This is a genomic window from Ensifer sp. Root278, from assembly GCF_001429285.1.
In the GTDB taxonomy this organism is placed as follows: domain Bacteria; phylum Pseudomonadota; class Alphaproteobacteria; order Rhizobiales; family Rhizobiaceae; genus Ensifer.
Window position 1 is genome coordinate 46,044 of record NZ_LMJJ01000007.1, and the last position, 25,530, is coordinate 71,573.

The window sequence follows — 25,530 nt, forward strand, 5'->3', positions numbered from 1 at the left end:
CCCACCCGCGCAACTGTCGGCGTTGCCGATCTTGGCGGCGACACGCTGATCGCAGTCGTCGTCGGCGTTCAAGTGACGCCTCGGTCGTAACGGCACTCTGCGGGGCCGCCGCGTCCCGCAGAGTGCTCTACTTTCATTTGCACACACGCCACTTCGCAGGCCCCGATTTGTCAGCTTGCTCCCGGGCCTCGCGCGAGTGTCGAGGCCATCGTCCTTGGTGTATCAGCAACCAATTGCGCGTGCCCATCCGGCCGCGCGCCGCGCCGCTTCCGTCAACACGGGCTTTGGTGCCTTGTACCATTCCTCTTCAGGAAGGTTGCGCCTATCACGAACGAAGTCGATCGCGGCCTCCAGGGTTGGGAACTGCTCAGGTAGTGTAAGATGCAGAAACAGCGACACGACGGCTACGGACCGCGAACGGCCGCCGCGGCAATTGACGAGAACCCCACCGCGCTCGCGCCTTGGGTAGGACGGCTTTTCCGGCAGGATCTGCTCCAGCGCAGCGCGTAGGATATAGTACGCTGCCAACATCTGGGTATCCGGATTCCCGTCCCCGTCGATCAGCCCGACCTTGTAGTAACGGATCTCACCTGGACCATGGACACTGTTGCGATGATCCGAGACGAGTTGCGGTTGGCGGACGAAATTGAAATCCAGGTTGACCGCGCAGTTGACGACGGCGGTAATGCCATTGCTGCGCAGGAGATCGAGATCGCTCGCCCCCTCCTTGCCCGCGATGAAGATGTCGACCCCATAGGCCGGATGCTTGGCGTATATGAGGCTGAGCTTTGGCAACACGCTGCTGGTCTTTTCGGTTGTGGGGGTGTCGGTCGCGCTAATTTGCATGATTTCCTCATAGGCAGTCATGGTGCGAGGACTTTAGCAACACGGCCATCCGAAATGGCCATGGCGACACGGTTCAAGGTCGGATAATCCGCGCCGGCGCCGTATGCCACGTAACCCGGGCACAGATAATCGGGGGAACCGGCCGGCACCTTGCCGAGGGTCAGAGGCACATAGCGGCCGCCGGCGTTCTTCAGGATCAGCGTGGCGGCCGCCACGTCCCATGCATTGACACCGAAGCCGGCGGCGGCATCGGCGAAGCCCGCGGCCACATGCGCGATGCTGAGCGCGGCGCTACCGGGCCTTCGCAACGTTGAGAAGGTCTCGACCAGATCGCCGAAGCGGCGAAGCGCGACATCCTGCCCATCGAGGCGAAAGTCCCTGGAAACGGGATATCCTGTGATCAAGGTCGCACGGTTTTCATCGCTGACCGACTTTGAGACGATGACGTGCCCATTCAAATAGGAGCGCTCGAGATCACTCGCGAAGAGCATGTCGGCGACCGGGTCGTAGACGACCCCTGCCACGACGGCCCCGGCTTCGACCGCGGCGATCGACACGCACCAGAAAGCAAGCCCTCTGGCGAAATTGGCCGTTCCGTCGATCGGGTCGACATACCACTGGATGTCACCCTTGCCGATCTGGCCTCCTTCCTCGCCAAGCATGGTGGAGTTCGGTTCGTTCGCGAAGATGACGTCGCGGATCAACGCCTCGGCATTCCTGTCATGTATCGTCACGATATCGTGCAGGTCGCGCTTGTAATCGACCGCCATTTCGGCCCGAAAGGCGGCAATCAGCGACGGTCCGACGGCGCGGGCAGCGCCCTCGGCAATCTTCATCAGATGACGCGAGCGGCCAAATCGGCCCGCATCGTCCGATCGGCTCTGGCTTGCCTGCGGATAGGCGTTGTCCATGCTCTTTTTCCGTTCATTCAGAAACGGCCGGCGCGACCCGCATTCGTGAGGCCGCGCCGAGCCCAAGTTTCTATTTGCCGTAGTTAACTCGCCAGAAGTCCTGCCATTCCTCGCGCCGGTCGAAATCCTCAAGACCCGTTGCGGCATCGTAGGGGAACAGGCGGTCCGCCACTTCCATGATCCCCGACGGCTCGTCCGCCGGCATCTTGATATCGGAGTTGGTCGGCAGCTTGCCGTCCTTCATCTGCGGCGCAATCCCCTCTTCCGTCAGCACGTAATGGATGAAGAGCCTTGCGGCGTTCGGGCTTGCGGTCTTTGCCGCGACCATGCCGAGCTTGGTGTAGGTCCAACCGACCCATGGCCGGAGTTCCGTACACAGCCCGAGCTTATAGCCCTTGCCTTCATTGTCGCGGAACTTGGCCGAACTCAGGAGCCCGAAGAAAGGCTCCTTCTGGCCGGCGGCGCCAACCGCTTCAGCCACCGGGTCGTCGCCTTCCGTGACGAGCGGTCCGTTCTGGGCGAGCGCCTTGATCCATGCCGCCGCGGCGCTCTTTTCACCCGTCTCCAAGTCCCTGCCAAAGTGGACCTTGTAGGCCTCCGCGACCTTGGCGTCGGCGTGTCTCTCCAACTGGTTGAACCAGTCGGTATAGGTACTCTTGGTCAGGGGATCGACGAGCGCGATCTTGCCTTTCCATTTCGCCTCCGTCAGTTCCCAGATGTTGCTGATGGGGCATTTGTCATAGACCTCGGTGTTATAGGCCCAGACATTGGCATTGGTCGAAATTGCCAGAGGGTTCTGGAAGGCCGCCGGTATTTTTTCCTTCATATCACCGGGCAGATAGCTTTCGACAAAGCCCTGCGGCAGAAGCTGCGCCAGCGCGCCGGGTGCATCGGTGATCAGCGCGACATCGCCCTGGACATTGCCGGCCTGCGCCTCCCGGATGATCATCTCCAGCTGGCTGTTTGCCGACACTTTCACGCCCGTTGCCTTGACCCCGTATTTGGCAGTGAAGGCCTCGGCCATTTCGACGATCTTGCCTGTACTGTCATAGACGTTGATCGGTTTTTCCTTCTTCGCAGCCTCGACCAACGCTTCGAGATCGAAGGCTTCTTCGGCGCGCGCCTCAACTGCGACAGCGGTCGCAAGGGCGGCAAACGCCACCCCCATTACAAGAAACTTGCTGTTGCCTTTTTTCATGGTTTCCCCTCCCAAGGAGACCGTTTCAAATTCACGAAGCTATTTCTGGTAGTTGATCCGCCAGAGGTCTTGCCAGGTTTCGCGCTTTTGGAGATCGTCATCGGCCGTCGCAGCATCAAAGACCATCAGTTCACCGAGGTGTTTGGAGACGCCGGAAGGCTCGTCCGCAGGCAGGGCAATCGTCCTGTTGCCGGAGACCTTTCCGTCAACGGTCTGCGGCGCGATCCCCTCGGCGGTCATGAGATACCGAACAAAAAGCTTCGCCGCGTTCGGGCTCTTCGTCTGGGCGGCGATCAAGCCAAGGCCGGGATAAAGGAAGCCCGTGAACGGCTCGACACCGGCACAAATACCGAGCTTCAGTCCCTTGGTGACATTCTCCCGGTACTTTGCAGTCGAGGTAATCGCAAAGAACGGCTCTGCCTGACCGGGCGCACCTGCGGCCTCGGCCACGGTTGATGAATCGGCGAGCAGCGGGCCATTTGAGGCGAATGCCTTGACCCAAGCGACCGTTGCGCTCTCGCCTTGCGTATCGAGCGTCTTGCCGTAGTGCGCCTCATAGGCGCGCGCGACGTCGTTGTCGCGATGAGCAGCGATCTGATTGAACCAATCCGCATAGAGCGGCTTGTCGAACAGATCGAGCATCGCGACCTTCCCCTTCCATTCCGGCTCGGTCAGCTGCCAGATGTTGGTAATGGGGCATTTCTCGTACTTCTCCGTGTTGTAGGTCCATACGTGCGGATCGGAGACGACCACCAACGGGTTGCGCGACGTCTCGGCAATGTCACCCGCAAGATCGGGCGGCGTCCAGCTGGTGGCGATGCCCTCGGGAAGAATCTGCCCAACTGCGGAAGCAACATCCATGGCGAGGCTGACATCGCCGACGGCGTTGCCCGCCTGATGCTCGCGGATCATGAGTTCGACCTGCGTCGCCTCATTCACCTTCTTGCCATTTGCTTCAATTCCGTATTTTTCGGTGAAGTCTTTGACAGTATCGACGATTTTGCCGGTCACGGCATAGACTGTGATCGGCGGTTCTTTCTTTGCCGCCGCGATCGTCGCTTCAAGATCGAAGATTTCCTCGCCCTTGGCTGCGGAAGCGAAGGATATAACGGCCGCCATACCCAAGGCGGTGACGGACACAACCGCTCCGAGCCGACGGGACTCCATGATTTGAGTGCTCATAAAATTATCCTCGGATCTCGCTTCACTTCTGGTAGTTAATGCGCCAGAGGTCCTGCCAGGTTTCGCGTGCGTCCCAGTCGTCGAGGCTGGTCGACATCTCATAAGGCATGACCTGGTCGAGGACGGCGCCGATGCCGGACGGTTCGTCGGCAGGCAGCGAGACATCCTTGTTCGTCGACATCTTCCCGTCTTCGGCCTGCGGGGCGATGCCTTCGGCGGTCATCACATAGTGGATGAAGAGCTTCGAGGCGTTCGGGCTGTTGGTGCCCTTTGTGATCAGCCCGACACCTGGATACATCCAGCCGAGCCACGGCTTCAGGTCCTTGCAAAGCCCGAGCTTCATGCCCTTCTCGGCATTGTCACGAAACTTTGCCGAACTCATCAGTCCCATGAACGGCTGCGATTGACCGGGCGCCCCGACGGCATCGGCAGCCGCCGCATCGGCATCGGTCAGGAGCGGAGCATTGGCGGCAAGCGCCTTCACCCAGGCGGCGGTTGCACTGCCGTCGTCGGTTTGAAGGTCCTTGCCATGGAGCTCCTTATAGGCGGCGGCAACCTTGTCGTCGCCGTGCTTGGCCATCTGGTTGAACCAGTCGACATAGGACGCCTTGCCGAGCGGGTCCTGCATCGCGACTTTACCCTTCCACTCCGGTCCGGTCAGCTGCCAGATGTTCGTGACCGGACACTTGTCGAAGAGTTCGGTGTTGTAGGCCCAGACATTGGCGCTGGTGACCACGGTGAGCGGGTCGTGGTATTGCGCGGAAATCTTCGATGCGAGGTCCGGCGGCAGCCAGCTCTCGGCAAAGCCCTGCGGTATGAGCTGCGCCATCGCGGCCGGCGCGTCGCTGATGATCGAGACATCGCCCTGGATATTGTTGGCCCGGGCTTCGCGAATGATCATCTCGAGCTGTGCTGTCGCCTTGACCTTGGAACCCTCGGCGCCCACACCGTATTTCTCGGCAAAGGCCTTGGCCATTTCGACGATCTTGCCGGTGCTGTCGTAGACCGTGATCGGCGGCTCCTTGCGCGCAGCCTCGATCAGCGCGTTGAGACCGAACGGCTCCTCCGCCAGCGCCGGGCCACCCAGTGTGGCGATGGCCGATGCCAGCAACGCGCGTCTGATTGCCCGTCTTGTCCTGTCAGTCTTCCGAAATTGCATCGTCTGTTCCTCCCTCAGAGCGTGTTTCTGTTTATCGCTGTGGCGCCTTAGTTCAGCGTGCGCGCACGCAGAAGCGCGTCCGCTTCGGCGATGCGCTGGCCGTCTTTGTCGAAGACGTGCAGCGCATCGGATGGCGCAAAAAAATCGACCCTGGATCCGGTCTCGACGCGCGGGAGCGCGTTGGTTGTCAGGAACAGCGTGTCGTTGTCGTTCCTCAGTTCAAGGATCCAGCTGCCGCCGGTCGGCAAGACCCCAGTCACCGTCATCTCACCTGTGAAGCTTCCGGCCGGAACATCCCCGCCCTTTGTCGCGTAGCCGATCGCTTCCGGCCGGATGCCGACCGAACCGACGCCGCGCGACGACGGATAGCGCTCGCCGAGATAGGCTGCGGCGGCCCGCGACATCGCCGATGCGGACGATCCGAAGGTCAGGATATTGATCGGCGGGCTGCCGACGAATTCTGCAACGAAGCGATTGGCGGGGCGGTCGTAGATATCGTTCGGCGTGCCCATCTGCTGCAACGTGCCTTCGTTCATGACGGCAATCGTCGTCGCCAGCGTCATCGCTTCCCATTGGTCGTGTGTCACGAAGACGATCGTCGTCTTGAATTCCTTGTGGATGCGCTTGAGCTCCGCCCGCATTTCGAGACGCAGCCGCGCATCGAGGTTGGAGAGCGGCTCGTCGAGCAGAAGCACGCCCGGATTGACCGCGAGCATCCGGGCAAGCGCCACACGCTGCTGCTGGCCGCCGGAAAGTTGCGAGGGGTAGCGGTCGCGATATTTGGCGATGTCGAGCGCTTGCATGACCTTCTCGACCCGCTGCTCCCGCTCTTCCTTCGGCAGCTTGCGCAGGCGCAGACCGAAGTCGGTATTGCGTTCGATGGTCAGATGCGGCCACAGCGCGTAGCTCTGGAAAACAAGCCCCATCTCGCGCTTTTCCGGGGGTATGAACACACCTGCCCTGACCGAGTCAACCACACGCTCGCCAATGCGGATTTCTCCATCGGAGAGGTTCTCGAGGCCGGCGATCATACGCAGCGTCGTGGTCTTGCCGCAGCCGGACGGCCCGAGCAGACACATGAACTCACCGTCGCGGATTTCGAGGTCAAGGTTCGAAACGGCATTGGCGGAATTCACGCCATAGTTCTTCTGAGCACCGCTGAGATTGATGGTGGGCATCAGCTTCCGAGTCCTTCTGCGAGGTTGGTCTTGGTCAGCTTCTGGGCTGCCAGGGTTCCGAGATAGGCGATGGCGGCGATGATCAGCACGACCGCGTTTGCCGCCTGGGTGTAGTGGTAGTCGACGAGCCGGAGCGAGTAGGTCGTCAGCACATCGGTGCTCGGCACGGCGAGGATGACGAAGAGGCTCAGCCCCTTGATGCCGGAGATGAACGGCAACAGCACGCCAGTGACGAGCGACCCCTTCTGGATCGGGATGACGATCGAGATCATCCGTCGGAACCAGCCGGCGCCGGCGATCTGGGCCGCCTCTTCGGGATCCTTGCCGAGTTGGGTCATGGCGGAAATACCGGCGCGCGAGGCATAGGGCATCTGGTCGGCAATCAGCGCCAGGATCAGGATCGTGACCGTGCCGTAGAGAGCGGGCATTGGCCCACGCGGCACGGCGAAGAGCGAGAGGTAGGCGGCGGCGAAGGCGATGCCGGGCACCAGATAGGGCAGGAAGGTCACCTGGCGCAGATAGACCGACAGCGCTTTGACCGGTGTGCGGATGACGACATAGCCGACGAACAGGCCGAGGATGCCGGAGGTCAGCGAGGCAAGACCGACGATCATGAGCGTGTTCTTGGCGGCAGCCCACAGGTCCGGGCTCAAGAGTATGCCTGTCTGCAGCGCCACAGTGTTGAGATCACGGCCGATCCAGTAGTCGAGCGTGAAGTTGTCGAGTGTAAACTGTGCCGGCAGCTTCATGATGGTGGACAGGAACAGGGTGAGCAGCGGCAACCCGACGCTCAGCAGGAAGATAAGCGCGGCGAAACCCGTCGCCGGCAGACGATACTTACCAAGCCGGCTCTGGCGGTTCATCGAGCCCTTCGAGCCGACGGTGACAAACCGTCTGGCTTCGCGGACAAGCCGGGCGTCGATCATCAGGGTCATGATGCCGATCAGCATGATCGAGGCCGCGACGACACCGGCAACGCCCGTCTGACGGGAGGCGATGCTGCGGAAGAGAGACGTCGAGAGCACTTCGAACTTGACCGGCAGGCCGAGGACATAGGGTACGCCGAACTCGCCGAGGCATTTGGCGAAGATCAGCACCATGGAGGACAGCAGCGCCGGGCGCATCAGCGGCAGGATGATCTGGATCGCCACCTGGTAACGCTTGGCTCCCAGGATGCGCGCGGAGTCTTCGAGCTGCGAGTCGAAACGGCGAAGAGCCGAGCCAAACAGCAGGATGACGAACGGCGTATAGTGCAGCGCCAGGATAACGATGATCGGGAAGCGACCATAGGCGACCCAATCGGGCGGCGTCAGCCCCATCGCCTCGAACCACCCTGGTTGGCCGCCAACCGTCCTGTTCTTGAAGAGCGTCGTCCAGGCGAGCGCGAAGGTCCAGGCTGGCAGCATGTACGGCACTATGAGCGCGGTCGCGAACCAGCGGCGCCCAAACATATCTGTTCGGCTGATCAACCATGCGAGCACAGTCCCGATCAGCAGCGACAGGCTGATGGCCCCGAGGGCGACCGACAGGGTGTTCAGGAGGGGCCGCCAGAAGAGATCAACCGAAACAGGTGAAAGGAACGCACGATCAAGATAGTAGAGCGTCAGATCACCAAAATCCTTGCCGAGCCGCCGCTCGTGACCGAACTGAACCCGAACTGAATCCAAGACGATCGAAATAATCGGCACGACGATCAGATAGGTGAACAGAAGAGCCGTCAGGATTCCGATCAATGTGGTCGGCTCCCGGGAAGCGACCTTCGCGCGATAGCGCCAGCGCTGCCATGGCGTCGGCGCGATCGCGCCATCTGGCACTGTCGACGCCTTGGCTGTTTCACTCAATAAGGCCATGCTCTTCCCCTCGGAACTCGACATGCGCAATCTGTCGCGGCGATCGAAGCCGGGCAGCGCTCCAGTAATGTTGATGGGGAAGCAGAGTTCGCGCTTCGCTCTACGCAGCGCGCGCAGCGCCGCACACGGACACAAGATACCGCACCCGCCCGGCTCCAATCCTCCCCACTCGCGGACAGGTACGAACGCCCTGCCAAAACGACAGCTCCAACTCCTCAAAGGCGCCGCCATTGTCGCGAACACAGACGGAACAAATATTCCAAAAACTCTCCGGCTGTGGAATGCATGATCCAACGCAGACTTAATCTTGTCAATAAAAAAATGCACACGTGCGCAATGATTTATCCGTCTGTTTTAATTGATATTTTTTTGATGGTTGGCTATTCATTTTAGAACACGTGATCAATCGCCTATCGAGGGGTCTTTCCGAGGCTACGATCAATGGCGAGCGCGGAGGTAAAAGTACCGTGGATAGAGGCTGTCGAGCGGGAGCCGTGGACTGTCGGTCCTAAGCGGGTGCTTGCACTTTTTCGTTGGAATGGGGCAGCTTTTATGGCCCTGATGGAAATGTCTGATTCAATGGGGGAAGGCATGGCAAGAGGGTTCGTGACGGCCGAGGAAGTCGCAAAGCGCGCGGGCGTCTCGCGCTCGGCGGTCTCTCGGACCTTTACACCTGGAGCCAGCGTTTCCCAGTCCGTGAGGCGCAAGGTTTTGAAGGCTGCCCGGGAGCTCGGCTACCGTGTCAACCGGCTGGCGCAAGGCTTGAACAACGACCGATCGAACCTGATCGGTGTCGTCGGCGCCAACCTCAGCTCACCCTTCATTTCGAAACAGCTCGATCTGCTGAGCATCGGCCTCTTGCGAAAGGGTTTGCAGTGCCTGCTACTCAATGCCGCGGATGCCCGCAAGGATATCGCGCCGCTGATCGAACTGCTCTTCGAGTTCCGCGCGCAGGCCATCGTGGTTCTTTCCGGAGAGCCGCCGGAATCCATCGTCGACCAGTGCATCGCGAACGGCGTTAGGTTGATCCTCATCAACCAGAAACTCGAACGCACCGATACGAGCATGGTCTTGAGCGACGATTCCCGTGGCGCCGATCTCGCGGCCGTTCGGTTGATTGAGGCGCAGTGCAAGAAGGTCGCGGTCATTTCAAGCGGCAGTCAGACACCGGCGCAGGTTCGTCGGGCAACGGCTTTCAAGCAGAAGATGGCTACGGCAGGCGTTGAAGTCGTTGCCTGGTCGGGCGGCCCGACCAGCTACGAGAGTGGCTATCAGGCCGGTTGTGAGGTGCTGAAAGATGAGGCCATTGACGGCGCATTCTGCGTCACCGATCTGCTCGCCCTCGGCTTTCTAGATGCGGCGCGTACCGAGATGCATCGCCGCATCCCTGCCGACCTTTCCGTCGTTGGCTTCGACGATATTCCGCAGGCGAGTTGGAAGAGCTACGAGCTCACCACCGTCGCGCAATCCTTTACCGCGCTGACCGATCACGTGCTGGCCGCGCTTGATTCCGACGATGCCGAAACCCGTCTCCGGGTCGTGCCCGTCGCGATGGTCGAGCGCAAGACGGCAAGACGCTAAGCCATTTCCTCAAGAAGCCGCCGGCCTGATGCGGCTGTCGATCAACAGTCCGCTTTGATCCAGGATCGGATGCGCAACCGACGCGATATGCGCATTGATGCGCTTCAAGTCGCGCAACATGTCGAGATGAAGCGAGCTGGTTTCGATGCTTTCGGCGCGTCCGTCGCGTAGCCGTTGGAGATGCCGTTCGGCCGATTGCCGCTCCAATCTGCGAACATCTTCTTTCGCTTCGACAAGGCGCCGCGCCATGGCGTTGTCGCGCGTGGCAAATACCGCCTGCGCCATGCGCAGGTTGTCGATCGTGACCGCGAACAGCCGCGATAGTTCTTCGTGGCCGTCGCGGGAAAAGGTAAGGCCTCGAGTAATCTTCTTCGCGAGTTCGGCCAACAAACCCTTTTCGATGATGTCGCCGATGTGCTCGAGGTTGATGGCATAGTCGACGATGTCCGTGGCCCGGCGTCGGTGCTGGTCGCCGATTTCGGTCTGGCCCACGCGGGAGACATACACCTTGATTTCGTGCTGAACGCGATCGACCCGCCCCTCGAGCGCACTGATCGTCGACAGCTTGGAAATGTCCGTCTGCTGTAGCGCGTCGTTTGCCTGCACGAGCATGCGCTCGATCATGTCCCCGACGCCGAGGACCTCGCGGCTGGCGCCAGCGAGGGCTGCAACAGGTGTCTGTAGATCGCTCTGTTCCAGAAACGACCGGCCATTCTCGGCTTTAGCCGGGTCCGGCAAAAGCCGCGTGGTCAGGCGAGAAAGCGAGCCAGTGAAAGGAGCAGCCAGGACCGCCAGCGCAAGATTGAAGCCGAGATGCGCGTCGACCGGCAGCTTGTCGTGCGACAGGGGCAGCAGTTCGAGCAATTGGGCGGAATAGCCAGCGAGCGGCAGCGCCAGAAAGCAACCGACCGCCCGCACGATCAGGTTACCAACCGCAACGCGCCTGGCGCTCGGCGCTGCATGCAGCGTGGCCAGCACCGGCGGCACGGCCCCGCCAAGATTTGCGCCGAGCACAAGGACGATGAGCAGGCCTGTCGAAAGGTGCCCTGATGCCGCAAGCGAGAGGATCAACACCACGATCGCCAGGCTGGACGAGGCAAGCACGGCGAGGACGGCGGAGATGATGAGGGCGACCGGCCAGGCGTTGTCGAGCAGCGCGAGGAAGGCCGAAAGCGCGGCTGATGTGCGAAGCGGCTCCGTCGCGGCGCCGATCAGATGCAGCGACAGCAACATCAGCCCGATGCCCACAAGGGCAGCACCTGCCCCCTTGCGTGCGTTCGAGCTTCCACGCCCCACGACAACGCCAGAAAGCAACAGAAGCGGCGAAAGCCAACCCACGCCCATTGCGACGATCCAAGCAGTCATTGCCGTTCCGACATTGGCGCCAAGCAACACCACTTGCGCTATGCGGGGCAGGATGAGGTCACGCTCGACGAAGGACGCGACCATGAGGGCGGTGGCGGTCGAACTCTGAAGAGCGACGGTCGCAACAAGGCCGGCAAAGAAGGCGCGCGGACTATCGCGCGTTCCGGTCGCCAGGCCCGCCTTCAGGCGAGCACCGAAGGCGCGCTGCATGCCGTCACGCACCAGACCGAGACCGAACAGAAGCAGGGCCACGGCGCCGAAGAGATTGATGCTGACGATCGCCGAATCCATGGCCTCTCCCCTGAACGCTACTGTCTGCCGCGCATCAACTCGGCCCTGAAGAGCCGCTGAAAGGCCGCGTAGCTTTCGAAGCCAAGATCGCTGACCAGGCGCATCACGGTCGTCGTCGAGACACCACTGCGTTCGGCCACTTCGCGCGCACTCGCAAAGGCGACATCATAGGGGTGAGCAAGCACGAACTTCGCCACCTCGAGGCGCCCGCCCTTCAATCGCCGAACGCCGAGGCGGCAGGACTCTCGCAGTTCGATGAAGGTCGCAGGCGCGGCGGTGGAGGTCGCGCGGACGGACAACTGATGCGTCATGTTCAGGCCGCCTCCTCTTTCGCGGACGCGTTCTCAATGCGGATGCGAAGACCGCCAGCCTCGGCGCGATCGAGGAAGGCGTCAAACGCGCCGAAGAAGATCGAAAGGAACCCGTCCGTCGAGCCATCCCAGCCGCTTTCCGGAGGGCGCCCAAACCGTTCAGCGAGTGCGCGATAAAGCCAAAGGCGTGGCGCGGGAATTTTGTCGAGTGCAAGCACCGAGGCCTGCCGCAGGCAATACCAATCGGCGATCAGCTCGAGCATATCGAGGCGAGCCAACTGACCGGCATCTTCGAGCGCGCATGCCGCGACCACATCTGTTATCGTGCCGGGACCACCGAGGCGTTCGCAGACACCTTCGACAGTGAGCCCGGAAATTTCGTCGACGACTTCCTTCGGCCATTCCTTCGGGAAATAGCGGTGCTGGACCAGAGCACGCTTGTGCGCCTTCAGGAGCGCTCCGTAGTCAGACGGATCAAAGGCGGGATCAAGGTTTTCTTCCAGTTGCGCCATTTCGCGTCGATAGCCGTGCAGGATGCGCGGATCGACAGCAGTGGAATGCAGTTCAATAGTTTCAACCAAGAAATCCGATGCGGATGACTCGACAACCTTGAAGGCTGGTGGAAAGGCCACCAGTGACGGCACGGCAATATTGGTAAGTTGCCGACCGCCCCGTTCTCGGCGTGTGACGCCCTCGACATGCAGATGTCCGCTGAAATGCACCGTCATTCCGCAGTCGATGAGCACTTCCGCGACGGCCTCGCGTGGCGTCCTGCGGGCAATGTTGGTCTCGCCGAAGAGCACGCCTTCGGCTCCCGTCGCGCCGTCGAAGGGGTCGAGCACCGGGTAATGCGAGAAGGCAAGAAGCGTTTTGCCGAGGCTCCTGGCCCGCGCCGATACGTCGGCGATCCACTCGATGATGAACGGCTTCAGCCTCAACAGTGCGTTCCAGCCGGCGCCGGTACTGTCGACGAAGGCGGCCTCGCCGCCCTCCTCCTCGAAGGTTCCGTCGCGCGGCTCGAACACGTTGGCATCGATCATCATCAGCCAGAGGCCGGGCGCCGGCTCGACCAGATAGGAAGCGTCCATCAGCGTGTAGCTGTTTCGGCCATCGGAGGATGAAACCTGATATAGCCGGTCCTCGGCCTTGTCCGAGGTGCCGAATGGCGTCTCCCAATGGATGTCGCCGGGCCTCCGGAAGTATCCGAACGCGGCCATGGGGGCGAGACCCTTCGGATATCCCTCACAGTACATCAGCGGCGTTGCGTACGTACCAGGGCCAGCCTTCTCGCCGTCGCTCGTGACAATGACCCTCGCGGCGTTCGCACCAAGGAACTGCTTCGTGTGATGGCGCCCCTTCGGGCCGAAGATGTCGTGGTTGCCGGGAAGCGCATAGAAGCGCGTATCGTGCTCGCGTTCGTGTCGCTCCAGGATGGCGCGCAGCCGTTCGGTGGTTTGCCTTTGGCCGTCATCCGTGTAGTCGCCGAGAAGGACGACATGCCGGATGTCGCGCCGAAGCACCTCCGCAAGCGCCTCGTCCAATGCCTTCGCACTCTCGTTGAAAACGCGGGTGGACTCGCGGGTATCGGCCCAGCTTCTGATGGCAATCCTCTCGCCATCGACCTCGATGGCGGGAAATTCGAAGTTACCCTCAAGATCATGAAAGTGAGCATCGGCAATGACGGCGATCCGCGGCAAATCAGCCATTGGAATTGACCTGCGCACGCGATGTTTCGACGAGATCGATCCAGGCGGAGGCACGCCTTGCCGCTTCGTACAGCATGGGCTTCGGCGTCTCGAACCATTCGTCCTGCCTCAGTTCGCGGTGCTCCCGGATGTGGGCGACTGCGGCGTCCAGCGTTGGAAACAGATGCGGCTGTTGCTTGTGCAGAAAAAGCGCCACCAACGATACGGAGCGACTACGCCCGCCGCGGCAATTGACCAGAATGTTGCCGCCGTCGACGAATGGGTAGGTTGAGCGTTTCGGCATCGTCTGGCGCAAAGCGCCATCGAGAATGTAATAAGCGCCGAGCATCATCGTGTCCGGGCTGCCGTCACCGTCAATCATGCCGAGCTTGTAGTAGCGTATGTCGGCGTAACCACTCGCACAGAGGTCATCGTTGACTGCAATTTCCTCTTCGCGCACCAGATTGATATCCAAGTTGACCGCGCAATTGACGACGATGGTGATCCCGTGGCGCTTGAGCAGATCCATGTCGCGCGCGCCGTCGCTACCGCCGATATAGAGATCGGCGCTGTGCGGTCCGAGCCCTTTTGCGATCAGACTGATTGCGGGGCGCGCATATACCGGTGCATTCATTGGTGTTTCCTTCTAGGGCGGCGAACGCGTCGTTCGGCCGGTGATCCCGCCATTCGTTGATTCAGGCCGATTGAAGCGCAGCCGTCATTTCGCGGGCGCTGACCGGAATGCCCGAAGCCTCGCTCACACCAGCAGCGATGGCCGGTGTCGACGCAAGCACCGGCCCTCCCTCCTGAAGGCTGCCGATCTCCATGAAGGGGCACACGACGCCGCCCGCTTCGGCCACGAGCAGGAGCCCGGCGAGACAATCCCATGAGTTCATATGCAATTCCACATAGGCGTCCGAGCGCCCGTCGGCAACATAGGCAAGCGCAAGTGCGCCCGACGCGCCGCGTCGGACATTGGCTCCTTTGGCGAGCATCCCCCGCATGGTTTCGAGGTAGGCCTCGTCCGGCACGCGGCGTGACCATCCCATTTCGATGGAGGCCGCATCGAATGCGACCGTCGACGAGATGCCGATGGGTTTTTCGTTCAATGTCGCTCCAGCCCCCCTTCGACAAAAATAGAGTTCGTCCTGAGCGGGATTATAGATGGCGCCGATCTCTGCCCTGCCCCGCTCCACATAGGTGATCGAGATGCAGAAATGCGGGATCCCGCGCGCAAAATTGGCAGTGCCATCCACCGGGTCGACGACCCACATGCGCTCGGCGATCAAGCCGCCGCCTTCCTCTCCCAGAAATGCATCGCCAGGGAAGTGTGTCGCAATCGCCTGACGGATGTGAGCCTCGGACGCAGCATCGGTCTCGGTCAGAAAGTCCTGAGGGCCCTTCAACGAGAAGCCGCGCCTGAAACTCTCTTTGAAACCGGCGAGCACCAGCTCGCCAGCGGAGCGAATGACGTCCCGACATAACGACGCTCGCCCTGCGAGATCATTGGAATAGTGCGGATTTTGATCGTTCATCAGTGGGACTCCAGTGCACACGCGTGCACATTTGCACGCGTGTGCACGGCGCGCAAGCAGAATCTGCGCCGCCGCCTCGTCGTCTCTACGGCCGCATGGGGCGCTTAGTACTGGTTCGCGTCGCGAGCACGTTACGGATCGCAAAACTCGAATGTATTCGCGAAACACCGGGAAGAGCCGAGAGGATTTCCTTGTGAATGCGCTCGAACTCACCGGCATTGGCGACTTCGACGCGCAATAGATAATCCGATCCGCCCGTCATCAGGAAACACTCCTTTATTTCGGGGTGCCTGCGTATCGCAGCCTCGAAGCGGTCGAGGTATTCCTCGGTCTGACGATCGAGCGTGATGTTGATGATCACGGCGATGGTGGCTTCGATGTTCGATGTGTCCACCAGCGCAGTATAGCCGCGGATAACTCCGGCCTGCTCCATCAGTTTTATGCGCCTGAGGCAGGCCGATGGCGAAAGGCCGACTTCGGCGGCAAGGCTCGCATTGCTGCGTCGGGCATCGAGACGAAGCAGGCGAAGAATGTTGCGGTCTATCGCATCAAGTGCGGCCATTGCAGATTATTCCAATTTATCATCGTTTCTTTCAATGAACATGATTTCACGCAACGATCAATCATTCTTTCCTTGGCAATTTCACGATCGTTTCACTAATCTCCCGGCAACATGGGGAGGCTGGAATGGACGCGGCAATACAGGCAAGAAGGCAAGGTACGGCGACCGCCATGGGCGGCGCATCGGGCTATCTGACCATCGATCTAGGGGCCATTGCTCGCAACTATGAAAAGCTGGCGGCTGAGGTAGCGCCTGCGCGCGCAGCCGCAGTCGTCAAGGCGGATGCCTATGGGCTCGGCGCCAACCGGGTCGCCGCCAGGCTTTACGAACATGGTTGCCGTCACTTCTTCGTCGCCCAATTTGTTGAAGCCCTGCGCCTGCAGCCAAGTCTCGCCGCGGACGCGACCGTCTACGTGTTGAACGGCCTCCAGCCCGGCAATGAAACTGCCTGCGCCGAGCATCACATCGTGCCGGTCATCAATTCGCTGGAGCAGTTGCAGCGCTGGAGCGAGACTGCGAAGGCGCTCGGCGGCAAGCTGCCGGCGGCTCTGCAATTCGATACCGGCATGTCTCGCCTCGGCGTTCCACCGGCAGAACGCGCCGCCGTTGCTAGCCTGCTGGCGGCAAGCGGCGGCATTGATGTCCAGTTCATTATGAGCCACCTCGCCTCCGCCGACGAGGCCGAGAACGAGCAGAACGGAAGCCAGCTCGCCGAGATGAACCGCATCACGGCCGAATTCCCCGAGTTCCACCTTTGCTTCGCCAATTCGGGCGGCATCTTCCTCGGCAGGCCCTATCACGGCGTACTTGCCCGTCCCGGCATCGCACTCTACGGCGGTGCGCCGACCGCCAACCAACCCAATCCGATGGAACCCGTCCTGCGCCTCGATGTGGCTATCGTGCAGACCCGCACCGTGCCTGCCGGCGCGCGCGTCGGCTACAGCGGCACCCATATTGCCGCGGGAGAAACCCGCCTCGCCACCATTGCCGCCGGCTATGCCGATGGCCTTCCGCGCAGCCTGAGCGGCCGGGGCGCGGTCTATTGCGACGGCATTCGCATGCCGATCGTCGGCCGGGTCTCGATGGACAGCATCACCATCGACATCTCCGCTTTGCCGGACGGTCGCCTGCATCTTGGCAGCCTTGTGGAAGTGCTCGGCTCCAATCAGGCGCTTGAAGACATTGCGCGCGACGCCGGTACCATATCCTACGAAATCCTGACCGGCCTCGGCCAGCGCTACGAGCGGCAATACCGCTGACCCCTTCTCTTCTCCCGTGAGGACACCATGAAAGTTATCGTTCTCGGCGCCGGCATCATCGGCGTGACCTCGGCCTACCAGCTTGCCAAGGCAGGACATGAGGTGACGGTCATCGACCGTCAGCCCGGTCCCGCCCTGGAGACGAGCTTCGCCAATGCCGGCGAAGTCTCTTTCGGCTACTGCTCGCCCTGGGCCGCGCCCGGCATTCCGATGAAGGCGATGAAGTGGCTGTTCATGGAGCATGCACCTCTGATCCTGCGCCCGAAGGTCGACACCGCCATGCTGTCGTGGATGGTGAGGATGCTCTCCAACTGCACGTCCAAGCGCTACGCCATCAACAAAAGCCGGATGTTGCGCCTCGCCGACTACAGCCGCATCTCGCTCGCCACACTGCGCGCAGAGACCGGCATCGCCTATGACGAGCGGATGCAGGGCACGCTGCAATTGTTCCGCACGCAGCAACAACTCGATGCGTCCGGAAAGGACGTCAAGGCACTCGCCGCCGACGGCATTCCCTACGAGGTATTGGACCGCGACGGCTGCATCCGGGTCGAGCCGGCGCTGAAGCATGTTCGCGAAAAGATCGTCGGCGGCCTGCTGACGCCGAAGGACGAGACCGGCGATTGCTTCAAGTTCAGCAACGCGCTTGCGAAAAAGGCTGAAGAACTCGGCGTGCGCTTCAATTATGGCAGCATCATCCGTGGCCTCGACGTCGAGGGTGGCCGCATACGTGGTGTCGTCACCGCGCACGGAACGCTGCAGGGCGACGCCGTTGTCGTGGCGCTCGGCAGCTTTTCGCCGCTGCTCGTCAGGCCGCACGGCATCCGTCTGCCGGTCTATCCGGTCAAAGGCTATTCGCTGACGATCCCGATCATCGACGCGTCGCGCGCGCCGGAATCGACTGTGATGGACGAGACCTTCAAGATCGCCATCACAAGGCTCGGTGATCGCATCCGCGTCGGCGGCATGGCCGAAATCTCCGGCTACACCAACGATCTCGGCGAGCCCCGCCGCCTCACACTGCAGCATTCTGTCACCGACCTCTTCCCCGGCGGCGACGTGTCGAAGGCGAGCTTCTGGTCGGGCCTTCGCCCGATGACGCCGGATGGCACGCCGGTCATCGGTGCGACGAGGGTCGCGGGCCTCTATCTCAACACCGGTCACGGTACGCTCGGCTGGACCATGAGCTCCGGTTCGGCCCGGGTGATCGCCGATCTGGTCAGCGGGCGCAAGTCTGAGATCGACGCAACCGATCTCGCAATAGCTCGCTACGCTTAAGCAGCTCTCTTAATCACTTTCGAGGAAACAAATCATGATCCAGGAAATCCACACAAACGACGCGCCGGGCGCCGTCGGCCCTTTCTCCCAGGCGATCAAGGTCGGCAATCTGCTGTTCGTCTCCGGCCAGCTGCCGATCGATCCGGCAACCGGCGAATTCAACTCGGATGACGCGATCGCGCAGGCCGATCAGTGCCTCAAGAACCTTGCCGCCATTGCGGCCGCCGCCGGCACAAGCCTCGCCAACACCGTCAAGACGACGGTCCTTTTGACCGACCTCGGCAACTTCGCCGAAATCAACACGGTCTATGCCGGCTTCTTCTCCAAGCCGTTCCCCGCACGCGCCTGCTACGAAGTCAGCGCGCTTCCAAAGGGTGCAAAGGTCGAGATCGAGGCAGTCATTGCGCTCTAAGCGCCTCGGGTAGCAGACGTCAATCAAATGGGCGGCCAACACCACCGCCCAACCTCTCCAGGCATGGCGCGGCTTGATACCACGCCAACAGCGCTCATCAGTATCCGGCGCGTTGTTGTTCGAGCCATTCCCCTATCACGGCGGCGAGGCGCTGCGGCGCCTCCATAGGAACCATGTGTCCGGTGTGTTCGATAATTTCGAAGTCTGAGCCGGCGATACCCTGCTGAAGCTCAAGCGCTTCGGTTCGAGACCTCAATCGGTCCTGCTCTCCCGCGATGACGAGAGTTGGACACCGGATCGTTTTCAGATCATCCCGTTCGTCTCGTCGGTCGATCAGCGACTGCCTGCGAAAGACGTCGCCGCCCAATCGCTGCCCTGCCGCCTGGATGCGTGCAACGATGTCCACCCGCTCGGCATTGTCAGGGTGCAGCGACGAGACCACAGCCGTCCTGCTCAGCCCCTTGAAGACGGCACTGCCCGCCTGCCCGGCGATGGCGGCCTTCCGGTGAAGCTCAACATCGCTGTCGCCGCGTGCGGATGTTGCGATGAGGATAAGGGCGGTTACCCGGTCGGCAGCGTGCCGGACGATTTCCCGAGCCACGTAGCCGCCCATGGAGAAGCCGAGCAACACGAACTTGGACGGCGCTTCCGACAGAGCACGGCGAGCCATGGCCGGTATGGAAGCATCCTGCGAAAGATCGGCGTATGTGGCAGGGCCAAATTCGCTCAGTGCGGGAACCACGTCACGCCAAAGATCGGCGTCAAGCATGAAACCCGGAACCAGAAGCATCGCCATATTTCGCCACCTCGCCGTGCACGTTGAGTGACGGTATTGGAAGAAAGGGGCGAGTCGTCAAGGAAGGACCTCGCTTCGAGCCAAAAGCCGACACGAGGAAATTTAGTTCGGGATCCCCCCACAGTCGGCTATTCCGGCCACATGACCTGACGCAGCTCCGGGCGTGAAAACCGTATGCTTGCCGGTTGCTTAGACCGACCAACCTGTAGACTGAGCCCAAGCCGGAGATTTTGCGTCGGCGTCTTCAGCTTGATCGGGGGTGTCCTCAGCGCGCCAGACCACGCCTCCTTTGGAAAGGGTGCGAGGTTTCCGTCGCCGAGATCGAACGGAGCGAGCGCTTGCGACATCAGGCCCTCCGCCGCACCATCTTCCAGGATCAGCGAAATGTCCCGCCAGCCATCGTGTGCGTCGACTTCCACCTCGACGCTCGCCTGCACCCAGGCGCCCGCCGGCAGCGGATTGACGAAACCGTCCGGCAGGATATGCACGAAGCACTCTCCGCCCGCCACGTCGATTTCCTGCCAGTTTGCCACGCGGTCGGGCTGGCAGATGATCCGGCTTGCAGTCGTGCGACCGCGAGAAACGGCCAGTCCATCGGCCAACGGTCCGTGCCCGGCAAGAAGCGGATTGGGCAGAATGTTGCCGAGCGGGTTGTTGACGGCATCGAAACGATCGTCCTGTGCCCAGATGCGAGGAGCGGACGGCGCAAGAAAGCCACGAAGATAAGCTGCCAATGCCTTGCCGACCGCATAACCGCCCGGAACCGAGAAGTGGGTGCCGTCGTCGGAAAAACCATCGTGTGGCGCGCCATCGGCGGAATGCGGATCCACCCAGACACTATTCCAGTCAAAGACGTGGCATTGAGGTCTTCTCGCCGCAAAGGCGAGGCTCTTCTGGTTGATCCAGTGTGCCTTTGCCCGTTCCGATCCGCCCGCGACCCATTTCTGCGTGCCGCGCGCCAGGATCGGCAGCAGAATCACATTCTTTCCCGTCTCGAGCAGCCGATCAACGATTGCCTCGCGGATCGACTGGATGACCTCCTTTGTCTCCACCATCATGTCGTTCGTACCAGCGTCGACGATGATCAGGTCAAAATCGAGTCTCAACACCTCTTCCAGACGCTGTTCGATGTCCCGGGCCTTCTGACCCGAGACACCGGCGTTCAGCCCACCGAAACCGCGGGTGACGCCGACCCTGCCGCTCGGCTCCCATCCGGGATGCACGCGCGAATCGTGAAACACCGTGACATCGAGCTGGCCGCCGGACAGAACCTCCGCCCATGTTGCCCAGCCTCGGGCGCAGGAGTGGATATGCCCATCGCCCGCGTGGTGGTTCTGCTGGACGAGCGACGTGCCGAGAAGAGCGACACGCTTGCCATGGATCGGAAATCGCGCTGTCACAACCATGTCAGGAAAACAACGTGCCGCCGTTTACATCGTAACAGGCGCCGGTGATGAACGACGCCTCGTCGGAAACGAGGAAGGCGACCAGATTGGCGACCTCCTCCGACTTGCCTTCACGCTTGACCGGCGTTGCGCCAGCAACACGTTCCCGTACCTCCGCTTTGGTGAACGTGTCGTGGAATGTCGTGGAGATCATGCCGGGGCAGACGGAATTGACGCGGATCCTGGGTCCGAGCTCCTTTGCGAGTCCGCGCGTGAAGGTCATGACCGCCCCTTTCGAGGTCGCATAGGCCAGCGCACCCGGGCCACCACCATCGCGGCCGGCCTGCGAGGCAAAGGTGACGATCGAGCCACCGTCGGCCATTGCCGGAACGACCGCCTTGGATGCATTGAAGAGCGACGTGAGATTGACGTCGATCACTTGCCGGAAGAATGCCTCGTCCATGTCCTGCAAAGTCTTGCGGGCCAAGAGTCCGCCGGCGACATGCACAAGCCCATCGAGCCGGCCGAATTCGCCGACCGCCTTGTCGACGGCAGCTTGCGCGTCGGTTGCCACCGTCATGTCGGCCTTGATGGCGATCGCCTTGCCACCGGAAGCGGCTATCGCCTTCACACAATCTTCGGCGCCAGCCGCGGAGCCAAAATACGTGATCGCGACCCTCGCGCCCTCGCTGGCAAGCCGCTCGGCGCAGGCTTTCCCGATGTCGCGGCCGCCCCCGGTTACCAAGATGACCTTGTCCTTCAATCCGTTCATGACGTTTCCTTTCCAATCAGAAATTCTTGGGAATGATGATGCGCAACTGGTTGTCGTCGACATCCGTGAAATAGAGGTCGGCGCTGAAGCCCTGGTCGTCGACGAAGTGGAAAACCCGCCGCGGTTCGCCGAGAGCATAGGGAACGAGAAGCGTCACCAGCGTCTGCTTGGTGGACGCCGGAAGCGTCGCCTCGATGTGATATTGCCTCGGCAGACCTTCGATCTCAGTCGGATCAACGTCCTCGAAGCCTTCGACCATGCTTAGCTGCGGCGGCCCGGCGGTCGAAAAGACGAACTGACCGTAGAGCCCTGCCCTTTCGCCCGTCAGGCGAAAGCTATTGCTCCCTACCTCCAGCGGATGGGCGGAATGGAACAACCATTTGAGGGGCTGTGGCTCGGCGCATTCGACGCGATCGACAATCACGAGAAAGTCGCTGCTGGCAAAATGGATGTCACGCTCGACCCTCAGGACGAGCGGATTGCTTGCCCGATAGGCGGCCGTGGCATCGCCGCTGATGAAGACATGCGTCGGCTCCTCGCGCACAGCAAGGATTCGACCTCCCGCCTTCTTGCCGATCGCCTTGTCGCCTTCGGCGTATTGCCCACTGTCGCCTATGAGGATGGCATTCTTGGACATGGTCTGCCGACGCCAGCGGCGATGCATGGTCGAGTTGAAGGCGACATAGTAGCCGCTCTGGATCGCCAGATCCTCGCCAAAGGCATAGAGCAGGAAGGCGTTCTGGTCGCCGTGACTGTGGCTCAAGGACCCAAACGGGCTGCTCTTGAACAGGAACTGGATGTGGCGATCGGGATCGTCCATGTGCTTCTGGATCGCGACCCAGCCGATCTCCCTGAACCATTTGACCGGTGGCAGGTCGACAGGCGCCTTTGCCTCGACTTGCGGGTAATCGTGCCGATAGACCAGTTCGTCGAAATTGAGGTCCCACCAGCCGTAGTTATAGAATTCCATGGCGGTACCGGCGGCATCCGCCTTCAGCCGCTCGAAATACCATTGGTAATGGGAATTGCCGGTGACGCCCGCAAACTGGCGGACGTTGTAGCCGACCTTCAGGCCGGGCGGATCACCAAGGGTGGAATCGTCTCCGAAGCAGGCCCGCTTCGTACCCGGTGCCTTGGTGTAGAGCGGGAAGTCGCCCGTCTTCTGAAAGAACGGACGCCGGTAGAGATCGACCTTCAGGAAGTTTCGGATGAGATTGGCCGCCTCCGTCAGATAGGCGATCCCGGTCATCCAATAGTGTGGGCCTTCCGCCCAGCCGCCGTCCTTGTCGCCCCAGGGCGAGTAGAGGGTGAACAGAAACTCGACCGTATAGTCCAGCCAGCCCTCGGCTTCCATTTCCTCACCGACCAACGAGATGCAGGCGGCCGTCAGCGCGGCCGAAAGCGAGCGCACCGCGTGGCTGTCGTATGGAAAAACGTGAATGCGCGCACGCCAGAGCACGTGGTCGGCGACCTCGCGTGTGCGCGCCAGGAGCACGCCACGCACCTGCTCTCGCTCACCCTCGTCCAGATGGTCATGCAGCCAATCGTAGCCCCAGGCGAGCGCAGTCACCACCCGGAACGCCGCCTCGTCGTTATAGGAGCGCGCCGTTGCGCCTTGCGGGTCCCAGCCTGCGACGGACAGTAGCCACTCCTTGGCCCGCGCAATTATGTCTGCGTCATTAAGGATGACGCCGGCAATCGCGAGGTGTCGAACGGCATAGATCGCTTCCTGGCAGTCAATATACATCTGCCGCCAGAGCTTGGCGGTGCGCACATTGTCCGGGTAGCGCGCAGGCTCAGCGATCGGGTTGTGCGAAAGCCACGGCTGAACGGAGTTGCTGAAGAATGTCTCCCAACTGCTATGGTCAGGATCCTGGCGCAATCTGTCGCGAAAGTCGGCGACGCCATCCGGATTGAGCCACAGGCGGGGGTGGCGAAGGTCCAAGTTCTCGCGCCGTGCCGTCGCGCGCGGCAAAGCCGTTTCGGGCAGACCCGGCTCGAGCGTGAATTCACGGACGCGGCTCCATTCGGAGGCGACGCGCTTTGCAGCACCGTCCCAGAGCGCAAACGACCAGCAATAGGAACCGGGCTCGAATGCTGTATCCGGCGTGAAGAAGTTCCAGGCGAGATTGTCGAAGACCAGCGTCCGCTCGGGCGGAAAACCCGGATCGCTGGAAACCCGCAACACGTAGCGCGCATCGTCATTCAGGGCCGGGAGCCAGCTGAAACGGGGTGGGTTCTCGATACAGGCGTTGCCGGTCGGCTGATAGCCGATGGTCAAGGTACCGGGTTTCGGCTCATCGAGATATTGCAGGCGGGGTGCTTCAGCGGGTTTGGGCATCGAAATGACGTCCTTTGGATTCGTGATGGAGGCGGGCGCGGACCAGCCGCGCCCGATAATCGAATCAGTTCTTTCCGTATTGGCGGTCATAGGCCGCCTGCATCACCTCGTTGACCTTGGCGTAGCCAAGCTGGTCGAGGCGGGCCACGTAGCCGTCCCATGAGGTATCGACATCCTGGGCTCCGAGGACCCAGGTCTGCTGCATTTCCATCATGTAGGTAAGCAGGCTCGGCCAGTACTTGTCGTAAACCGCGCGCTCTTCGCTGTTCATCGAGACGCCCGTGAACTCAGGCTGCAGAAGGCCTGGCTCCTTCTCGTACATGGCGATCCCGTCCAGGGCCATCTTGTTCGTCCATTGCTCCTCGGAGGCGTAGGCGGCCCAATAGCCACGCGGCACGCCGGCGCCGATTTCCCACATTTGAGCGTTCACCGGCTTGGGATTGTGAAGGACAGTCTCCTTGTAGATGGGCTTGCCATCGACCATGTCATAGGTCTCGCCCTCGATGCCCCAGTTGGACAAGATCCGGCCCTTTTCGGAGAACCAGAAGTCGAAGTATTTGATCGTCTCGACCGGGTGCTGGTTCGAATAGGAAATCGCCCAGCCCGCCGGCTGAACGGTCGCACGACGGCTGTCCTCGAAACGCTTTCCAGAGACGGTCTTCGGCGGCAGCATCGGCGCGAAGTTGATGCCGGGCACACTGTCCTTCAGGGCTTCGGTGTAGTTCGAGGTGCTTGCGAACCAGTCGTGCGTCATGCCGCCGATATTGTTGCCCAGCATGTATTCGCGCACGCGGGCGCCCCGGGTAAACACTTCCGTGTCGATCAGGCCTTCCTTGAACCACTGCGCGACCTTGGAAATACCGGTCTTGTAGTTCGCCGTCGTCCACGGATGCACAACCTTGCCGCCTTCGATCATGAAGTCGCCATAGCGTTCCGAGCCGGACACACGGGCATCCCACATGTTGATCAGCCGGACCGCTTCGATCGGCTCGCGCGCGAAGTACGGAACTTCATCTTTCTTGCCGTTACCGTTCGGGTCCTTCTCGCGGAAAGCCTTGAGAACGGCATAGAGCTCGTCGACATTTTCCGGGACCTTCAGGCCAAGCGTGTCGAGCCAGTCCCTGCGGATGAACCAGGCCCGGGAAAACTCGCCCTCAGGCACGTAGGGGATGAAGTAGATGTGCCCGTCGGGCGCGCTGATTGCCTGGCGAACGATCGGATGCTCGTCGAAGAATTTCTTGAGGTTGGGGGCGTTCTCCTCGATCAGATCATCCAGCGGCATGAAGGCACCCTCCATGCCGTAACGGATGAAATCGTCTTTCAGCCCGCCGGTGACGTCGCCGCCGACGATATCCGGCAGGTTGCCGGACGCCATCAGCAGGTTAAAGGCGTCCCGACTGTTGCTGGTGGCAAGCGACGCGATGTTCTTCACGTGGATACCGGTCCACTCGGCGGCCTTCTTCTCCACCGGCCAGCCTTCCGTGTAGACGTATTTGTCACGGAAATGGAAATGGATCGTCAGCTCGAGTGGGTCGTCGGTAATCTTCGTCGCGGCGTCTTCGGCATAGGCCGAGCCGGTTTGCAGCAACGCGCAGGTGGCGAGCAATGCCAACGTATCTCGAATATATCTCAT

22 protein-coding genes are annotated in these 25,530 nt (G+C 61.3%); 4 read left to right on the forward strand and 18 right to left on the reverse strand.

All coding sequences use genetic code 11. The features are described from left to right. Window positions 1–222: 222 nt before the first annotated feature. The 7 genes from ASE60_RS08475 to ASE60_RS08505 form a co-directional block, all read right to left on the reverse strand. Window positions 223–846: a dual specificity protein phosphatase gene (locus ASE60_RS08475; RefSeq protein ID WP_057249401.1), complete on the reverse strand. Its 624-nt coding sequence runs from the start codon at window positions 844–846 to the stop codon at window positions 223–225. Window positions 847–863: 17 nt separating this feature from the next. Then, window positions 864–1,757 (reverse strand): inositol monophosphatase, encoded by an 894-nt coding sequence (locus tag ASE60_RS08480; protein ID WP_057249313.1) that lies wholly within the window; start codon window positions 1,755–1,757, stop codon window positions 864–866. 70 nt (window positions 1,758–1,827) lie between these two features. Then, complete coding sequence (locus ASE60_RS08485) at window positions 1,828–2,925, reverse strand: ABC transporter substrate-binding protein (protein ID WP_057249402.1); 1,098 nt, start codon at window positions 2,923–2,925, stop codon at window positions 1,828–1,830. Between the two features lie 69 nt (window positions 2,926–2,994). Next, complete coding sequence (locus ASE60_RS08490; protein WP_244495573.1) at window positions 2,995–4,074, reverse strand: ABC transporter substrate-binding protein; 1,080 nt, start codon at window positions 4,072–4,074, stop codon at window positions 2,995–2,997. An 85-nt stretch (window positions 4,075–4,159) separates the two neighbouring features. Continuing rightward, complete coding sequence (locus tag ASE60_RS08495; RefSeq protein WP_057249315.1) at window positions 4,160–5,296, reverse strand: ABC transporter substrate-binding protein; 1,137 nt, start codon at window positions 5,294–5,296, stop codon at window positions 4,160–4,162. 47 nt (window positions 5,297–5,343) lie between these two features. Then, window positions 5,344–6,474: an ABC transporter ATP-binding protein gene (locus tag ASE60_RS08500; protein WP_057249316.1), complete on the reverse strand. Its 1,131-nt coding sequence runs from the start codon at window positions 6,472–6,474 to the stop codon at window positions 5,344–5,346. After that, window positions 6,474–8,324 carry an iron ABC transporter permease gene (locus ASE60_RS08505; RefSeq protein WP_057249317.1) on the reverse strand — a complete coding sequence of 617 codons (1,851 nt, stop codon included), beginning with the start codon at window positions 8,322–8,324 and terminating at the stop codon, window positions 6,474–6,476. Before ASE60_RS08505 ends, ASE60_RS08500 begins: the two co-directional genes overlap by 1 nt. A gap of 591 nt (window positions 8,325–8,915) precedes the next feature. On the opposite strand from ASE60_RS08505, the gene ASE60_RS08510 reads away from it, so the two are divergent. After that, window positions 8,916–9,905, forward strand: a complete 990-nt coding sequence (locus ASE60_RS08510) for a LacI family DNA-binding transcriptional regulator (RefSeq protein WP_057249403.1) — start codon at window positions 8,916–8,918, stop codon at window positions 9,903–9,905. Window positions 9,906–9,914: 9 nt separating this feature from the next. Here the strand turns inward: ASE60_RS08510 and ASE60_RS08515 are convergent, their stop codons facing one another. The 6 genes from ASE60_RS08515 to ASE60_RS08540 all read right to left on the reverse strand — a co-directional run bounded on the left by ASE60_RS08515 (window position 9,915) and on the right by ASE60_RS08540 (window position 15,654). Next, complete coding sequence (locus tag ASE60_RS08515; protein ID WP_057249318.1) at window positions 9,915–11,561, reverse strand: Na/Pi cotransporter family protein; 1,647 nt, start codon at window positions 11,559–11,561, stop codon at window positions 9,915–9,917. A 17-nt stretch (window positions 11,562–11,578) separates the two neighbouring features. Next, a complete protein-coding gene (locus ASE60_RS08520; RefSeq protein ID WP_057249319.1) occupies window positions 11,579–11,872 on the reverse strand; it encodes a MurR/RpiR family transcriptional regulator in 294 nt (97 codons plus the stop codon). Window positions 11,873–11,874: 2 nt separating this feature from the next. After that, window positions 11,875–13,578, reverse strand: coding sequence for a metallophosphoesterase (locus ASE60_RS08525; protein WP_057249320.1), 1,704 nt, complete (start codon window positions 13,576–13,578; stop codon window positions 11,875–11,877). After that, window positions 13,571–14,191 carry a dual specificity protein phosphatase gene (locus tag ASE60_RS08530; RefSeq protein ID WP_057249321.1) on the reverse strand — a complete coding sequence of 207 codons (621 nt, stop codon included), beginning with the start codon at window positions 14,189–14,191 and terminating at the stop codon, window positions 13,571–13,573. Before ASE60_RS08530 ends, ASE60_RS08525 begins: the two co-directional genes overlap by 8 nt. Before the next feature lie 61 nt (window positions 14,192–14,252). Next, entirely contained in the window at window positions 14,253–15,092 is an 840-nt protein-coding gene (locus ASE60_RS08535; RefSeq protein ID WP_057249322.1) for an inositol monophosphatase, read from the reverse strand. Between the two features lie 85 nt (window positions 15,093–15,177). Continuing rightward, window positions 15,178–15,654 (reverse strand): Lrp/AsnC family transcriptional regulator, encoded by a 477-nt coding sequence (locus ASE60_RS08540; RefSeq protein WP_057249323.1) that lies wholly within the window; start codon window positions 15,652–15,654, stop codon window positions 15,178–15,180. A 125-nt stretch (window positions 15,655–15,779) separates the two neighbouring features. Here ASE60_RS08540 and alr point away from each other — a divergent pair, with 125 nt between their 5' ends. The 3 genes from alr to ASE60_RS08555 are packed head-to-tail and all read left to right on the forward strand — an operon-like array spanning window position 15,780 to window position 18,603. Beyond that, window positions 15,780–16,913, forward strand: a complete 1,134-nt coding sequence (gene alr / locus ASE60_RS08545; RefSeq protein ID WP_057249324.1) for an alanine racemase — start codon at window positions 15,780–15,782, stop codon at window positions 16,911–16,913. Window positions 16,914–16,940: 27 nt separating this feature from the next. After that, the gene (locus ASE60_RS08550; protein ID WP_057249325.1) at window positions 16,941–18,191 is read left to right on the forward strand and encodes a D-amino acid dehydrogenase; all 1,251 of its coding nucleotides are present in this window, start codon (window positions 16,941–16,943) and stop codon (window positions 18,189–18,191) included. 34 nt (window positions 18,192–18,225) lie between these two features. After that, window positions 18,226–18,603, forward strand: a complete 378-nt coding sequence (locus tag ASE60_RS08555) for a RidA family protein (protein ID WP_057249326.1) — start codon at window positions 18,226–18,228, stop codon at window positions 18,601–18,603. A 97-nt stretch (window positions 18,604–18,700) separates the two neighbouring features. Here the strand turns inward: ASE60_RS08555 and ASE60_RS08560 are convergent, their stop codons facing one another. From ASE60_RS08560 to ASE60_RS08580, 5 genes are all read right to left on the reverse strand, one after another. Beyond that, window positions 18,701–19,399, reverse strand: coding sequence for an alpha/beta hydrolase (locus tag ASE60_RS08560; protein ID WP_057249327.1), 699 nt, complete (start codon window positions 19,397–19,399; stop codon window positions 18,701–18,703). A 128-nt stretch (window positions 19,400–19,527) separates the two neighbouring features. Then, a complete protein-coding gene (locus ASE60_RS08565) occupies window positions 19,528–20,799 on the reverse strand; it encodes an SGNH/GDSL hydrolase family protein (protein ID WP_244495567.1) in 1,272 nt (423 codons plus the stop codon). A 7-nt stretch (window positions 20,800–20,806) separates the two neighbouring features. Continuing rightward, a complete protein-coding gene (locus tag ASE60_RS08570) occupies window positions 20,807–21,556 on the reverse strand; it encodes a glucose 1-dehydrogenase (RefSeq protein ID WP_057249329.1) in 750 nt (249 codons plus the stop codon). Between the two features lie 16 nt (window positions 21,557–21,572). Next, a complete protein-coding gene (locus ASE60_RS08575) occupies window positions 21,573–23,897 on the reverse strand; it encodes a DUF4962 domain-containing protein (RefSeq protein WP_057249404.1) in 2,325 nt (774 codons plus the stop codon). A gap of 64 nt (window positions 23,898–23,961) precedes the next feature. Next, window positions 23,962–25,530: an extracellular solute-binding protein gene (locus tag ASE60_RS08580; RefSeq protein WP_057249330.1), complete on the reverse strand. Its 1,569-nt coding sequence runs from the start codon at window positions 25,528–25,530 to the stop codon at window positions 23,962–23,964.